The following is a 15,059-nucleotide window of genomic DNA, read 5'->3' as shown; positions in this document are numbered from 1 at the left end:
CGTCAGTTGCCCCTCGAATAGACCGTTGACCTTCTCGATGATTTCGGCGAGGTAGGCCTGCTGCTTGTCCTGAACCCGGCCACTCCCCACCGCATCCAGCGGCGGCAGCTTGTAGGTGCCGTCGGCATGGAGGTTGAGTGGCTGCTTCCCCCACTGCGCAGGGTGTGATGGGTCAGCACGACCTTTGACAGGTCCACTGTGTCGCGCTCGCGTCCGAACTCCAGCAACGGCAGCAGGCGCAGATAGAACATGAAGCGCTTCTCGATGGCAGTGTTGCCGTAGTCGAACATCTGCGACAGGAAGGAGTACAGGCGGTTGAACGACGCCATGTCGCCCTTGAACAGGAGCAGCGTGTCCAGCTCGTCCTTGGCTGTCTTTTCCGCCTTGCCATCATCCGCTTCGATTGCCGCCGCGCGAGCCTGCTGCAACGCCTTGTAGCGCTTCAGCAGCCGGTCGGCGACAGGATGGATCGCGGCGACCAGTTGCGCCTGCGTCGCACGCGGGTCCATCTCGACCTTGGCCAGACGCTCCACCTCGAAGTCGTCGTAGTGCCCGGAAGCATCGAGTTTGGCGCGCAGGTCGAAGATCAGGTTCGGGTCGGTGGTCGCTTCCAGCTCGGCGGTCTCGTAGTACGTCTTGAAGGCCTTGAGCACCTCGCCGGCCTCGTTGACGAAGTCCAGCACGTAGGTGGTGTCCTTGCCCGGGTATGCGCGGTTGAGGCGCGACAGTGTCTGCACCGCCTGGATGCCGCCCAGCTTCTTGTCCACGTACATGCCGCACAGCAGCGGCTGGTCGAAGCCGGTCTGGAATTTGTTGGCCACCAGCAACAGATGGAACTCCGGCTGCGCAAAGGCCTCGCGGATGTCACGGTTCTTCAGGCCGGGGTTGAGCAGCTTGCTGGTCTCGGTGACCGGCTCCGGGTAGCTCGCCGGGTCATTCACCTCGCCCGAGAACGCCACGAGCACGCCCAACGGGTAGTCGCGGCTTTCGATGTAGGCGCGGATGGCCTTCTGCCAGCGCACCGCTTCCTGCCGGGACGACACCACCACCATCGCCTTCGCCCTGCCATCCAGCAGCGGCTGCACGTTTTCGCGGTAGTGCTCAACCACGATCTGCACCTTGGCGGCGATGTTGTACGGGTGCAGGCGGACCCACTGCATGATCCCCTTCATCGCGGTGCTGCGCTCAACCTGGGTGTGGTCGATCTCTTTGCCATCGTGCGCAAGGCGGAACGCCAGGTCGTAGGGGGTGTAGTTACGCAGCACGTCGAGGATGAAGCCCTCCTCGATAGCCTGCCGCATCGAATACACGTGGAACGGCTGCGGCAGCCCATCCGGGTCGGGACGGCCGAACAGTTCCAGCGTCTTGCCCTTGGGCGTAGCGGTGAAGGCGATGTAGGTCAGGCCGGACTCGGCGCTGCGCGCGCCCATCTGCGCGGCCAGCAACGCCTCGGTGTCGATCTCGCCGCCGTCCTGCAGCTCCGCCCATTCCTGCGGGCTCAGCAACTGCTTGAGCTTGGCCGCCGCCTGCCCGGTCTGCGAGCTGTGCGCCTCGTCCGCAATCACCGCGAAGCGCTTGCCCTCGGTCGCGGCCAGCTCCTGCACCGCCTGCAGCGCGAAGGGGGAACGTCTGGATGGTGCAGACGATGATCTTCTTGCCGTCCTTCAGCGCCTGCCCCAGTTGCGCGCTCTTGCTGCCGCTGTCGCTGGTGATGGTGGCCACCACCCCGGTGGTGCGCTCGAAGTCGAAGATCGCCTCCTGCAACTGGCTGTCCAGCACGTTGCGGTCGGACACCACCAGCACGCTGTCGAACACCTTCTTGTTGTCGCGGTGCAGGTCGGCGAGGAAGTGCGCCGTCCACGCGATGGAGTTGGTCTTGCCCGACCCGGCCGAATGCTGGATCAGGTAACGCTGGCCGGCGCCCTGCTCGTGCACGTCGGCCACCAGCTTCCGGGTGGCATCCAACTGGTGGTAACGCGGGAAGATCACCGCCTGCAGTTGCTTTTTCTCATCGCGCTTGCCGATCAGGTAGCGGCCGAGGATCTCCAGCCAGCTGTCGCGCGCCCAGACGTCCTCCCACAGGTAGCGGGTGGCGAAGCCCGCCGGGTCCGGCGCATTGCCGGCGCCCCCCGCATTGCCGCGGTTGAACGGCAGGAAGCGCGTGGCCTCCCCGGCCAGCCGCGTGGCCATCATCACCTCGGTCTGGCTGACCGCGAAGTGCACCAGCGCACCGCCCGGGAACGCCAGCAACGGCTCGCGCAGCCCGCCCTTGGGGTGCGGGTGCCGGTCCAGACGGTACTGGTCCACCGCGTCGCCGACGCTCTGGGTGAAGTCCGACTTTAATTCCGCCGTCGCCACCGCGATGCCGTTGACGAACAGCACCAGGTCCAGGCAGTCGTTGGGCCGATTGGGCGAGTGCTTGACCTGCTGTACGACCCGCAGCCGGTTGGCGGCGTAGTGTTGTTGGGTCACCGGGTTCATCGCCAGCGAAGGCTTGAACTGCGCCAGCGACAGCGGCTGCTTGAGCCCTAGCATCTCCACCCCGCGGCGCAGCACGTCCAGTGTGCCGCGCTCGTCGAGATTCTTGCGGACGCGGTCGGCCAGCCGCTCGCCCAGATGCTGGCCGTGGGTTTTCAGCAGTCTCTGCCAACTGTCGGTCTGGGTCGACTCGATCCATGCCAGCAAGTCGGGCAGGAACAACCCGTGCTGGCGGTCGTACTGGGCCGCGTCCCTCTCGGCGTGGATCCAACCATTGGCCGCAAGGTGCGCGCAGATCTCACGCTCGAAGTGGTGTTCCTGGTGCAGGTTCATGCGTCCCCCGACTGCCGCTTCCACGGCACTATAGTGAGTGCTAGGCGTAATGCTCGCGCCGGTGACAGTTAGGGCACAGCGCGATTGCATTGGCGACTGTGTCTTCGCCCTCATCCGCGAGTCGCACCTTGTGGTGGACCTCAAGATATGGACTCTGGTCCTTTCTGCGGAAGAACGGCGCAGGCGAAAGGCAGCTCTCGCATTTGCCACCGGCACGCAACAGCACTTCCGCAATCACATCTGCGTTCCTGACGAAAGCCGAAGTTGTGACGGTCACGATGCGAGGGAGTTTCGGTGCAAGCGCAAGGCGCTCTCTCCGCCGCGCAGGTGTATCAGACAAGGCCGCCTGCAGTCGCTGGTTGAGCTGCTGCTGGAGGGTGCTGGAATCCTCCGGATCAACCCGCGGAGCAACCGCAATCTCCAGGAAGAAGGAACCATCAGATCGTTGGACGGCAGTCCTGCTCCGACCCTCCCAGCCATGCACTGGCAGGCCAGCGTATGCGGTTTGCATCGGCTGCATCGAGAAGCGCTTTGCTGGTCGCGGGGGCTTGCCTCGCGCCATGTCAAACCGCTGATGCGCCTCAGACGTTAGGGAATACGTCGTGCCTTCGCGTTCCACGCCCAGAACCTTGAAGACCCCGTAGAGATGATCCCGAACGATCACCGCCACAAGCTCGACGGGCGTCTTGAGCGGATGGAGGTAGTCGTAGGCGGATTCCGTCGGCTGTGTGTACGTGTAGTCCTCCACGGTGCCACCCGCCGCCAATAGCTTCTTGACGCTCTCAGCGGAGTGTCGGAGCAGCATGACGTTGTCCAGCGGGACGCCGAACTCTTCCGCAACCAGTTGCGCCAACGGCATGGGGCCTGTCTGCTTCATGCCTCTGACACACCGGCTTTCCTCTCACCGAGTGTGCGACCGCTCCCGTCCTTCCACTCGACCCAGCCATTCGCGGTGCGTCCCGTCACGCATGCGGCCGCGCCGCTTGGGGACCCGAATAGATGGTCACGGGTAAAGCGCATGCGGTCGCCCTCGACGACCAGCACGCCCTGCTCGAGCAGCTGTTGACGCACCCGGTGGTAGCCGTGGTTCTGGAACGAGGGCACGGTTGCCAGACGGCCACTTGACCCAGCCAACACCACGAACCCTTCTTCTGTATAGAGACCCTTCGCATCCGCATCCGAGGCACGACAGACGAAAACCTCGTCACCTCGCTGTACAACCTCCGCGCGCGCCAGCGGCTCGAACACCGGGAAGCCCAACGTGGCCAGCAGCGTGCGCACGGTGGCGTGTATCTCACTGCAGTCGGCTTCCATCGGGGCAGGGGTATAGGGGCGGCCCCCGGCATTGCCGTTGTCCATCACGTAGCGCCCGGCCGACTGCGCCTTCTGGATCGACAGCCATTCCAGGTAGCTCGCATGGGTATTGGTCAGGCTGTTGGTCAGCGACACCGCGATCAGCGCGCGGTTCCAGAAGTCCTTGGCGGCGTTGTGCTGGGACAGGCGGGTCTTGAGCGAGCCGGTCTGGCCGATGTAGCAGCGAGGGGCACCGCCGTCCTCGTCCTCGCCAAACAGGAAGTACACGCCGACCTGCTCGGCCTCCGGCATCTTGAGGAAGTCGCCCAGCAAGCTGCGCGGCACCTCGATGACGCGGACGATGCGGGTGGTGATCTCGGCGATGCGGATGCCCTGCGGATCGCCAGCGGGGAGGAAGATCTGGATGGTCTGCGGATGGGGCATGAGCGTTCCCTGCGGTCAGTCGTGCGCGTCGTGGCCGCGCATGTGGATGGCGTGCCTGCCGGTGAACCAGCGGCCGGTGACGCGGCTGCGGCGGTATACACCCAGGTAACCGGTGCGGCGATCAAACACCTCGACCCGCCATGAGCGGTCACCGATGGGCGGCAGGCGCGCGTCGAGCGCGTGCAGGTCGGCCAGCCAGTGGTCCAGCCCTCCCGTGACCAGCACGGCGCGGCGCTGCTCCGGGATCAGGTGAACCAGCGGGTTTTCCGACGGCTCGGTCGTGGGTGGGCCGTGGTGGATGGACAGGTGCAGCGGATCGCTGCCGCCGTAGAACGGGTCGTGGTGGTGGACCTGCCCGCGTCGGACGAAGCTGCGCCACCAGTCCTCGTCCGGCCAACGCGAATGCCGGGCGAGCCACGTGGGCGACGGGCCGCCGTCGATCACGGCGGATTGCGGCAACTCGTAGCCGACACGCGGCGGCAACCACGACCACGCGGCGTAATAGTCGATGAGGTCATCGCCGCCCCACACCCGCTGCACCAGTGCCAGCACGGGTGAATCGTCAACCGGCTTGCCGGCGGCGTACCACCACGCCAAGCCGCGGCCGACGCTGGCCCAGCCCAGCAGGCTGGACAGCGTGTAGTGCAGCGCGCTCCAGTGGGCGCAAGCCTGTTCGAGCGGCCCCGTCATCGGCCGCGGGATCGCGCTTTCCAGCCGGGGATCCGCCAGTGCGCGGAACACCGCGGGGACATCGCGGAGCCAGGGGTCGGTCATGCGGCCTGCGACTCCACTGCGCCGCGCACGTCGACTTGGCCGGTGACGGCGGCGGCGACGAGGGCGCTACGGCGCTCCTTAAATAGTTCGACAGCTCGCTGAGCCTCATCCCGCAAAGCATCGAATCGTCTTAATTCCGCGCGAATGAAGTCAACGATGGCCTGCTGTTCCGAAACAGTAGGAACGAGGCATTCAATCATGCCGAGTTTGCTCGCCTTGATTCCCAGAGCCGTAGAACCGGTTGCAAGACTCGCGAGTCGCGACTGACATGGCTTGCTCATCAGCCAATACATCAAGTATTCGTTGGTCATGACGTTCGGCGCACCTCGAAACTTAACAATACGCTGAGCCAGCGCGATGTCCGTTCTATCTATCTGTGCAACCTGACCTAGTGGCGCCTCGGTCGTGAAAAGCACATCGCCCACCTCAGGCATACCCCGCGACAGCAGCGCAGCAGCTTCGTTCGGGTCAACATATTCTTGGGATGCTTCGTAGTCGATAATGCCGTCGCGGACATTTTTTGCCGTCACCAGGAACATGCCTTTGTCACCTTTGTCCGGTGTCCGCCCACGATAATCAACAATCGGCCCAATGAACTTCGTTAGCCCGCCTAGCGTCCAATGCGCCGGCACCTCGCCCAGCCACGGGATGCCGGAGTCCTTCATTGGGGCATTGGGGTCGATCCCGCGGGTGACGGCGTGGGAGATGGTGGACTGGCGTTTGTCGGCCAGCAGCGCCAGCAGCTTTTCCTGCTCGGCGATCAGCGCGTCGATCTTGGCGGCTTCGCGGTCAAGGAAGACGGCGATAGCGGCTTGCTCATCACAGCTCGGAAGTGGACATGGAATCTCGCCCAGCAGGTCAAGATTGAGGCCGTCGCGAAGATCGCCACCAGCCATATTCCGAATGTTCTGGTAATTATTCGCAAGCCACCAGTACAAGTATCTCGCTTGCACTCGCCCGGCTGGCACAATTGCGGCCATCGATTGGTTGCAGGTCGATTCGAACATCAGCTGGGCGACCATGCCCTTTGTCTTGCCCTGCCCCGCAAGCGCCATCAGAATTGCACCTGCCGGGATCCACTTTGCGCTGCTGCTCTCCAATGCCTCCCGCGTGATGTAGGTCGTCGGTTCATAGATGCAGCCGTCGTTGACCGCTCCGGAGTTCAGCCAAGGAACCGTTCCGTCCTCCCAGAATTCGAGCCGATTCTTGTCGGGGGTTCCACCCGAGTATCGCCGACAGACCCACTTGAGATTAGCCACATCCCAGTGCGCGGGCAGCATCTCTACCCAATCGATGTCGCTAACCCTGTACTCCGGATACGCCGGCAGACTCATTCCGCCAACTCCCCCAGCATCCGCGTGATGTTCCCGGCCACCTGCTTCAGCTCGGCGTCGATCTCCTCCAGCGGACGCGGCGGCTCGAACACGTAGAAGTGGCGGTTGAACGGGATCTCGTAACCGACCTTCGTCTTGCCTTCGTCGATCCACGCATCCGGCGCATGCGGCAGCACCGCACGCTCGAAGTACGCCTGGATGTCCTCGCCAAGCGGCACGTTCTCGGTATCGCGCAGGCTGCTGTCAGGCTGCGGCTGGCCCTTCTGCCTGCCCTTCTCGAACTTGACGACGTTGCCGGCCTCGTCACGCAGCGGCCGCTCGACCGTGATGGTGGTGTAGCCGAAGGCCTCGTTGTCGAAGATGCGCGAGATCGGCACGCGCTTGAGCTTGCCGCCTTCGGGCGCCACCGGCGGATTGTCGGTGGCGGTGACGATGCGCTGCTCCACCTCGCGGCCGTCGGCGTCCAGCACGGTGACGCGCTCGGCCTCGGTGAAGTCGCCGAACAGCCGGGTGACGGTAGCGATGTCGTCCTCGCCCATCTCCTTGCGCTTGCTGCCCAGGCTCTTGCGCATCTTGCGCCAGAAGCCGCTGGCGTCGATCAGCTGCACCTGCCCGCGGCGGTCATCGGGTTTCTTGTTGCTGACAATCCACACGTAGGTGGCGATGCCGGTGTTGTAGAACATGTCGGTCGGCAGGCCGATGATCGCCTCGACCAGATCGTTCTCCAGCAGGTAGCGGCGGATCTCGCTCTCGCCACTCCCCGCCCCGCCGGTGAACAGAGGCGAGCCGTTGAGCACGATGCCGAAGCGGCTGCCGCCCTCGCCGTTGATCACCGGCGCCATCTTCGCGACCAGGTGCAGCAGGAACAGCATCGAGCCGTCGGACACGCGCGGCAGGCCGGGGCCGAAGCGGCCGTCGAAGCCCTTCTGCTCGTGCTCGTCGCGCACGGCCTTCTGCACCTTCTTCCACTCCACGCCGAACGGCGGGTTGGACAGCATGTAGTCGAACCTGCGGTGGACGAAGCCGTCCTCGCTGAGCGTGTTGCCCGGCACGATGTTGTCCACGTCCTGCCCGCGGATCAGCATGTCGGCCTTGCAGATGGCGTAGGACTCGTCGTTGAGTTCCTGCCCGTACAGCGTCAGCCGCGCGGCCGGGTTGTGCTCGATCAGATGCTCGGCGGCGACCGACAGCATGCCGCCGGTGCCGGCCGTCGGGTCGTAGATGGTGCGCACCACGGGGTTGCCGGGCGTCAGCACGTCGTCGTCCTCGATGAAGATCAGGTTGACCATCAGCCGGATGACTTCGCGCGGCGTGAAGTGCTCACCGGCGGTTTCGTTGGACAGCTCGGCGAACTTGCGGATCAGCTCCTCGAACACGTGCCCCATCTGCGCGTTGTCCACGCGGTCCGGGTGCAGGTCGATGTTGGCGAACTTCTCGGTGACAAGGTACAGCAGCTTGTCCTTGGCCAGCCGCTCGACCTGCGTGTAGAAGTCGAAGCGCTCGAAGATGTCCCGCGCCTCCGGGGAGAAGCCCTGCACGTACTGATAGAGGTTCTGGCGGATGTGATCCTGGTCGCCGAGCAGCTTTGACAGGTCCATCGGCGAGGTGTTGTAGAAGCGAGCCTCGCCCACGATGCGCCGCAGAAACGGATCGGGGTTGATCCCGGCGTCGGTCTTCTTCTTGAGCTCGGCCAGCACCTTGTGCTTGGTGGGTGCCAGAACGCAGTCGAGCCGGCGCAGCACGGTGAAGGGCAGGATGAAGCGGCCGTACTCGTGCGGTTTGTAGTTGCCGCGAAGCAGGTCGGCGACCGACCAGATGAAGGACGATAGAGCGGAGTGATTCATGCGACGGGGGCCCCCCAGCCCGGTTCGAAGTCGAATTGTAATCGAGGCGGTCGCTTGGACTGAGATTCGCTTGGCATGGCGCCGCTGGTCGGGCTTCCGTGGGTTCGCTCCAGCCGCAGATGCCGAGGCCGGATTCGCTATTTTTCGTGGGTCGGGCGCGGGACGGAGACCAGCTGCAGCCATTAGATCTCCCGAGGAAGAGACAGCCACCCAATGGCCGCACAACCCGAGCGCGATGTCAGCACGCGCAGCAGCGGCCCAATCGTGCCTGTAATCGCGCGGGGCTACCCGCTTCTGGTCGGGGCCGTTTCAGCATGCGAATATCGACTGCACTTGCGCCAGGGAAAGGGGATGACATGAAACTGACGACCGCACTCCTCGTATTTGCTGGGGCGGCGGCCTGCAGCCACGCGGTCGCACAGCAACGCACGACGGGCGACATCATCGCCGAGAACTACCGGAAGGGGCGCGCCATGCGTCAGGCATGGGACGAGCGCCGCGCGGCCTCCGAGGAGCGCCGCGAGGAAGAAGAAGCACGCGAAGCCGAGCGGCAGGCCAACATTGACGGGTGGGCAGCCAACCAGGCGAAGCAAGAGGTGGTCCAGGCAGTTGAGTACGCCACTGCCGCTGGATCGGCGGACACAGAGACCTTGGTAGTTCCCGATTCCGCCGGTGTTCGCCCCCCGACCGTCGGGGAGGCCGCAATGATCCTGAACAGCCGACATGGGCTGCCGCGAATCCTGGTGATGCGGTTCCCGGTCTACAACTGCCCCGACCCCGCGCGTGTGGCGTTCACGCAAGACAAAGGCAAGACCGTCCGTGGCTGTTGGACCCTCCAAGCAGCGACGAACACGTTCAGGGTGGACTGGTTCGGCAATGGAACCAAGACCTATGAAGTGGCTGATTGGAAACTTGGAAACACGGGTAGCGACCATGATCAGGCCGAGCAGGAGCAACGTGAGGCGGCGGCACAAGAACCCGCCGGTTCCCCGACTTTCTCTGATGCCGCCCTGATCTTGAATAGCCGCCACGGCGTGCCCCGGATCGTCATGCTGCGCTTCCCGGTTTCCAACTGCGTCGAACCCGCCCGCATGGCGTTCACCTTCGACAAAGGCGGCGGCAAGGTGCAGGGCTGCTTAACGATCCAGCGAGAGGCAGGCACGTTCACTGTCGACTGGATTGGCTACGGGTCCCGAACCTACGACGTGCTTGAGTGGGACTTCGACATCGACGGGAGTGCCGATGCGGATCGTGTCCCGCTGGGCGGCTAGCCGCCCAGCGAGATCTGGGCAACGCCGGAACGCGAAGGGCCGCGGAGTTCCGCGGTCCTCTTCTATTTCGGAAACCTGACGATGGGTCCGAGACCGGCCGTCCAGCTAGAGCTGCGTAGTCCCCAGTCGCCAGCTGACGACGCTCGAGCGTGCCTGCGGGCGCTATGCGGCCAGAGACTGCTTGTCAACGTCACCACCCAGTGCTGGCCGAGCAGAATCACTTGGCTCAATGCATTGGGTGAACCCTATTGCTTTTTGTGTGATCTTTGAGGAGCCCCTCCGGCCAGCGACCGACCCACCTTGCGGTACGAACTTAAAGACCCGAGCCGCCCCACCCTACCCCTGATAACCAGCCCTAATCACCATCGCCAATGAGCGGAGGTCGCACGCTCCTCAGCTCCTCGCGGCGACATCGCCGCCTGCGAGCCTTTTGACTACTAGTCGAATCGAGGAATCGAGGTGACGACATACAGCCTTCATCAAGAGGCGGGCAATACGCCCATTTAGGCAAGAGAACGTTCGCCGGAAATTCCCCCGGGCCCACACGCTCTTGGGCAGGCAGAAAGGGGTTCTCCACCAGCCGACCGCTCCGGCCGTGGTAGGCCAAAAAACGCCCCTCAACGGCCATGCTGGCCAACTTGAACTCAGTATTTCCAGACATCCCGAGGAGACGAGCCTCGGGAACGGTGAGGTAACCGATCAGCCTAGGAGCTTCCGGATCCGAAACGCGAGCGTAGTCAAGGCGCCTTAGGAACCCGGCATAGCGAACCAGCGATCGGCAGCGATCACTGGGTCCACGAAGCAGCACCTGCGACGGATGAGCCTTCGCCGGGCGGGAAAGACCCCAGCCGATCGCCCGCACCAACAGCATCGTCCGGCGAGCAAGTGTGGGCGCAGGCAGGGGGGTATTGGTCCACTCGGACAAGATTGCCTCGGCGAGCACGTTAATCGCGAATCGATTGCCGTTTAAAGCATTATTGAAGCTAGAGTGAGGGGGAGGTGCTTCCGAACCCCCTCCAATTAAGAAGAATTGGGCGAGCAGGTCCGAAACAATTTGCCGATAGATCGCCCTTAGTTTTTTTCCGCTCAAGCCTCCGGGGCGCCAGGCGCCGGGTACGTCTGCCAGAGCCGCTTCTAGATGGATTGCCCGCTGGTCCGCGCCAAGTGCAAGCGTAAAATACCATCCCTGTGGTCGCAGGTGCAGGATAGTTGCTTCATGTCCCGACCAGCTCGGGCGGGTCAGAAAGTGGCCCCACTCCGGAGGAACCGCTCCTCTGTCAGTATCAAAAAATGGCCCGTGGCGAGGACAGCAGGTTCGCCAGCTTACGCACCACGCTCTACGCAAATAACGCGGCATTCCCCGCGCCCAATCCTCAGCAAAGCAACGCGGACAGCACAGTGTGCGCTGGTGGGGCAGCAAGACCCATTTATCGGGTGGTAGCGCTGCGCGCTGCAGCTCATCGTACAAGGCGCCAGGAAGGTCGGGAAGATCGATCGTGAGCTTCCCGAAGGTTTTCTCTTCTTGAAAGGGGCGCCGCTGCAGCGACGTGCCGGGATGGCGATTGACCCAGCTCGAGAGAGTTTCGTCCGGCAGCAAAGGCAAATATGAAATCGCAGGAACCTGCCTATGCGTACGATCAACCGTGAGATGCAATCGCGCCATAAACGAAACCTATCCGCGCTTGCTCATGGCGTCGCGAAAGCACCCCGCTACCCCCATTCGACAGTCAATCTGCAGGCGCTGAATTCGCGCCTGAAGCCATATCAAGACGCGCGGGCGAACCGGCAAGGCTGGCCAACCTGTGTGTCGACCCGTTTCCAGGTTCACTACTATTCGTCGGACAATGGCCGTCAGTGCCAAGCGATCAGACTGGACTATCGGATGGAGGACGCCATGGAGGCGCATTTTCGGAGCGGCGGCAACTGGCCACCCCTCTGCCCATAAGTACCATTGCGCCTCCGACCAGGCGGCCGAGTACGCTTCGCGCGGATCACTGCGCGCGCAGATAGCGCGCGTGATCGCTTCGCTTTCGGCTCGGAGATGATCCTGCGGAGCCCACTTGGCCAAGGCATCGAACTCCTCCCGTAAGGATTGTGACCATCGCCGCCCGCGCACTCGCTTCGGCACAGTGTCACAGTACAGCAACGGCAAACCGTGGACCGTGCAAACAACGCTGTTGTTTGACCACGCCTCCCGCGAGTACCAGCGGCGCCGGCCAGCCTCATCTACCCAGCATGCAGGGCAGAACAACGAGTCTGCCCTCCGACCGCGGGCCCCGCGAGCGGGGCAAGCTCGTGCTCCCAAGGGTCCAGCCCGCAACCAAGAGGCCAGTGACTCACCGGCACCGCGATGCGACCCAAGCCCCGCCCAGGTCTCGACGCTCATTTGACGTTCTCAAGTACTAAACCAGGGGGTGCGGGGTCGCGGATGGCCAACCTCAAGTGATCGTAAGTTACGTGGTCTGCCCCAGCGCCGAGCGCGTGTAGTGCAGCCAATCGAACCAGTTCAACAATCTCTTTGGTATTTCCTTCACTTTTTTCCGCAATCTCCGGCAAAGAGCGATGATCATCTAGCGTTGATCTCTTTGGAAACGGGAGATTTCGTTGCAAGCCATAGACAAAGTTGCGCAAGTCGTTTGAGAGCGACCACGGTTCAATCACAATCTTGCGCCTGAATCGACTGGCAAACTGTTGATCGACGGCGAGAACATGCGAAAGATTGCTGACTGTGGCCGCGACGATCCCAATGCGCGCGGTATTGCTGACCCGCTTAAGTTCCGACAGTGCCCGCTGGTGACTGGCAGGCCCAGACTTGGTCAGCTCACCAAACTCATCGAGCAAGAGTACGCGTACACCCTGCGCACGAAGGGTCCTGTCCACCTCCTCCTCTCCGCCATTAAGGCGTTCTGCGAGTGGCCAGCAAGCCTTCAAGATTGCTCGCCGCACGCCGAGAGCGCCACTGTTTTCGGGCGTACACTCGACGTAAGCCACAGGCCGCTGTAGCCGAAGCGGATCGTCCGGATCCTTCTCGACCGGGTGCAATTTGGCGTAGGAAAGGAGGATGGCAGTTTTTCCCATGCCTCCTTCCGCGGTGATCTGCAAACATGGCGGGCGAATTACCGGTCCACAGCGATGGATGTAAGCCATCCACTGGAAAGCGACGGATGTCGCATTGGTGTGCACCCAGGAATCAGCCAGAATCCAGTCGACCTTGCGATCGATAGAGGCTGTAAGCAGTGCGATGGCCGCGTCCGAGATGTCAGTCATGACTTTTGCGAAAATGGATCGGAGAGCAAGGTGGGCGCGACTCCGTAGTCAACGCTAGTTGCACGCGACCTAGGTCGATCATCCTCAGGACGTCGTTGCCGGTCTCGGCGCTGCTTTCTCGTAGTTCTCTCGGCTTCTCGCTCCAGCTCGCGCTGGGCTTCAATATGCTTGAACGCTTCTGCGCTACAGGCCGACCGGTTATGTTTCCTGCGCACTTCGTGCTTGGCGCGCTCCCACTCCCACAATGCAATAGGTGCACGCGTACGGTCACGCCAAGGCACGTCGATCCAAGTCGTGCCGGCCAGTAGATAGACGCGGCTTATATCGCGGGGATCGTGGGCAACCGGGAACTTGCTCTTGGAACCAATCAGCGGGATCAAGCCCTCATCCCAGTACTTTAGTGCAAAGCGCTGGACGCCTTCGCGGCCTACGCTGCGCTGGACGCGCGGAAAGAGCGAGAGTCGAAAGTCGCGCCGGTTGGCGGGAATTGGTGGCAGCCGAATCCCGTCATCCTCTGTCCACGCGTCCTTCCACGCTTCCAGTGGAGTACATCCCAGCCCGCTATGCTCGGTGTTGTGATAGCGGCCATTGATCTCGTGGATCGTCCAGAGCTCGAGCTCTCGTAAGGTCATGATGGCGTTCTCGCCGCTCTTGTAGTCCTCACGCTCCTTGGTGTTCGAGAATGTCGTGCCCTTGAGCAAGTGGACGCGGCCCATATAGGTGCCGATTACGCGCTCGATGTGAGCACCGTGCACCGGATTTCGCACCTTACGAAATCGAGGCTCGATACCGTGGCCTCGGCACGCCGCTATCAAGTTTGTATTACGGAAGCACTTGGCATTGTCCCACCCAATGGTCTTCATCAAACCGTAAGGCAGCCATGGCTCAGCGACGCCGAGACTTTTCAGCCAGGCATCTCTTGGCAGGCAACATTGTTCAAGTGCGAGCGCGACGCTGGCTTGTGATGGGGCATCGAAGGTCAAGTAGAAGCCAAGTATGCAGCGCGTTGCGATATCAATCGCCAGAGTAATCCATGGCCTGCCGATCTCTTCGCGTGTATCGGGATCAACGACGATTACGTCAACGATTGCATGATCCATTTGCACGTAGTCGAGCGGATTAATCTCGCTCTTGTTTGCGATGCCAAGACCAGCCGGGCCGGCCTTTGCGTCGCCTCGGACGCGTCCGTGTCGATCTCGTGCCATCATCCAGCGATCCAGCACGGAGATGCGAGCCCGTACAGTGTTGTAACAGGGTGCCTTTACGCCCGCGGCCACGCACCTGGCTCCTGCCAAGTCAGCGGTGGCCTGAACGGACCCCCTCTCTTCGACTCGATATCGCTCATCTATTGCATTGTCGATGATTGCGAGCTGGACTCTTGTGAGCGATGAGCTTCCCTTCTCTGGCCCCGGTTTGCATGGAAGCTGACCACGGACAGTTGAGTCGATCTGGTACAGATCGAAGTGTCTTTCAACAGTGCGGCGACTAACCTCCATTTCTTTCGCAATGGATGATTTGACACTCGGAGTAAGAGTCGAGCAGCCCTTGTAGCGATCAAAAGCACGCATCCATTCGACTGCGCGCTCAAAATCACTTTCATCGTCTTGGACAACTTCTAGCAACTTTGGGGCAGGCTGCTCAACGTACGGACGCAGGTCTTCAAGGCTGACCCACTGGTGATCCTCCGTACCTAAATGCTTGATCCAAAGTTGAGACGCAGAGACGACAGCCAGTACCGTCGCAGCGCGCCCATCGCACACGACCAAGGCTCCTTTCTTCACCCTCAAAGCCACGCTCCGACGTGCCACCTTAAGGGCTTCAGAAGTATTCTTCGCATCGGCCATAGGGGGACTCCACGCCCACAAGCCAAATCCTACGCAACGACGACGGCAAGCTTCATTGGATTTTCAGTCTTGCTGGGTGAGGACGGTGTAGCGGTCTCGATAAGCCCTGCCATCCAGCTGACCGCCGGCGCGAACGGATCGTCACTTCCACTCCCGACTGACGTCGATCTTGATGAG

General features: G+C 62.4%; 10 protein-coding genes. 1 reads left to right on the top strand and 9 read right to left on the bottom strand.

What is annotated here, in order from left to right:
• Positions 1 to 2 precede the first annotated feature (2 nt).
• The 7 genes from FPZ22_RS14295 to FPZ22_RS00765 form a co-directional block, all read right to left on the bottom strand.
• The gene (locus FPZ22_RS14295) at positions 3 to 1,052 is read right to left on the bottom strand and encodes a type I restriction enzyme subunit R domain-containing protein (RefSeq protein WP_425463026.1); all 1,050 of its coding nucleotides are present in this window, start codon (positions 1,050 to 1,052) and stop codon (positions 3 to 5) included.
• 202 nt (positions 1,053 to 1,254) lie between these two features.
• Positions 1,255 to 2,811: a type I restriction endonuclease gene (locus tag FPZ22_RS13840; RefSeq protein WP_246120810.1), complete on the bottom strand. Its 1,557-nt coding sequence runs from the start codon at positions 2,809 to 2,811 to the stop codon at positions 1,255 to 1,257.
• A gap of 40 nt (positions 2,812 to 2,851) precedes the next feature.
• The gene (locus tag FPZ22_RS13720) at positions 2,852 to 3,688 is read right to left on the bottom strand and encodes an HNH endonuclease (RefSeq protein WP_210412681.1); all 837 of its coding nucleotides are present in this window, start codon (positions 3,686 to 3,688) and stop codon (positions 2,852 to 2,854) included.
• On the bottom strand, positions 3,685 to 4,548 hold the full coding sequence (locus tag FPZ22_RS00780) for a GIY-YIG nuclease family protein (RefSeq protein ID WP_144889402.1): 864 nt from the start codon (positions 4,546 to 4,548) through the stop codon (positions 3,685 to 3,687). Before FPZ22_RS00780 ends, FPZ22_RS13720 begins: the two co-directional genes overlap by 4 nt.
• Positions 4,549 to 4,563: 15 nt before the next feature.
• Positions 4,564 to 5,322, bottom strand: coding sequence for a hypothetical protein (locus FPZ22_RS00775; protein WP_144889400.1), 759 nt, complete (start codon positions 5,320 to 5,322; stop codon positions 4,564 to 4,566).
• Positions 5,319 to 6,656 carry a restriction endonuclease subunit S gene (locus FPZ22_RS00770; RefSeq protein ID WP_144889397.1) on the bottom strand — a complete coding sequence of 446 codons (1,338 nt, stop codon included), beginning with the start codon at positions 6,654 to 6,656 and terminating at the stop codon, positions 5,319 to 5,321. Before FPZ22_RS00770 ends, FPZ22_RS00775 begins: the two co-directional genes overlap by 4 nt.
• A complete protein-coding gene (locus FPZ22_RS00765) occupies positions 6,653 to 8,500 on the bottom strand; it encodes a type I restriction-modification system subunit M (protein WP_144889395.1) in 1,848 nt (615 codons plus the stop codon). Before FPZ22_RS00765 ends, FPZ22_RS00770 begins: the two co-directional genes overlap by 4 nt.
• Before the next feature lie 356 nt (positions 8,501 to 8,856).
• Between FPZ22_RS00765 and FPZ22_RS00760 the strand changes: the two genes are divergently transcribed.
• Positions 8,857 to 9,771 carry a hypothetical protein gene (locus FPZ22_RS00760; RefSeq protein ID WP_144889393.1) on the top strand — a complete coding sequence of 305 codons (915 nt, stop codon included), beginning with the start codon at positions 8,857 to 8,859 and terminating at the stop codon, positions 9,769 to 9,771.
• A gap of 2,382 nt (positions 9,772 to 12,153) precedes the next feature.
• On the opposite strand, the gene FPZ22_RS00755 is transcribed toward FPZ22_RS00760, so the two are convergent.
• On the bottom strand, positions 12,154 to 13,038 hold the full coding sequence (locus FPZ22_RS00755; RefSeq protein ID WP_144889390.1) for a TniB family NTP-binding protein: 885 nt from the start codon (positions 13,036 to 13,038) through the stop codon (positions 12,154 to 12,156).
• Complete coding sequence (locus tag FPZ22_RS00750; protein WP_144889387.1) at positions 13,035 to 14,882, bottom strand: Mu transposase C-terminal domain-containing protein; 1,848 nt, start codon at positions 14,880 to 14,882, stop codon at positions 13,035 to 13,037. The genes FPZ22_RS00755 and FPZ22_RS00750 overlap by 4 nt, the downstream gene beginning before the upstream one ends.
• Positions 14,883 to 15,059 lie beyond the last annotated feature (177 nt).

Origin of the sequence: Luteimonas granuli (genome assembly GCF_007795095.1) — a bacterium.
GTDB classification, from domain to species: domain Bacteria; phylum Pseudomonadota; class Gammaproteobacteria; order Xanthomonadales; family Xanthomonadaceae; genus Luteimonas; species Luteimonas granuli.
Note: the sequence above shows the minus strand (reverse complement) of the source record. Positions and strands in the feature narration are given on the sequence as shown.

Coding starts and splice junctions, on each gene's coding strand:
- FPZ22_RS00770 (WP_144889397.1), bottom strand. CDS start 6,656: ATGAGTCTGCCGGCGTATCCGGAGTACAGGGTTAGCGACATCGATTGG.
- FPZ22_RS00755 (WP_144889390.1), bottom strand. CDS start 13,038: ATGACTGACATCTCGGACGCGGCCATCGCACTGCTTACAGCCTCTATC.
- FPZ22_RS00780 (WP_144889402.1), bottom strand. CDS start 4,548: ATGCCCCATCCGCAGACCATCCAGATCTTCCTCCCCGCTGGCGATCCG.
- FPZ22_RS13720 (WP_210412681.1), bottom strand. CDS start 3,688: ATGAAGCAGACAGGCCCCATGCCGTTGGCGCAACTGGTTGCGGAAGAG.
- FPZ22_RS14295 (WP_425463026.1), bottom strand. CDS start 1,052: ATGGTGGTGGTGTCGTCCCGGCAGGAAGCGGTGCGCTGGCAGAAGGCC.
- FPZ22_RS13840 (WP_246120810.1), bottom strand. CDS start 2,811: ATGAACCTGCACCAGGAACACCACTTCGAGCGTGAGATCTGCGCGCAC.
- FPZ22_RS00760 (WP_144889393.1), top strand. CDS start 8,857: ATGAAACTGACGACCGCACTCCTCGTATTTGCTGGGGCGGCGGCCTGC.
- FPZ22_RS00765 (WP_144889395.1), bottom strand. CDS start 8,500: ATGAATCACTCCGCTCTATCGTCCTTCATCTGGTCGGTCGCCGACCTG.
- FPZ22_RS00750 (WP_144889387.1), bottom strand. CDS start 14,882: ATGGCCGATGCGAAGAATACTTCTGAAGCCCTTAAGGTGGCACGTCGG.
- FPZ22_RS00775 (WP_144889400.1), bottom strand. CDS start 5,322: ATGACCGACCCCTGGCTCCGCGATGTCCCCGCGGTGTTCCGCGCACTG.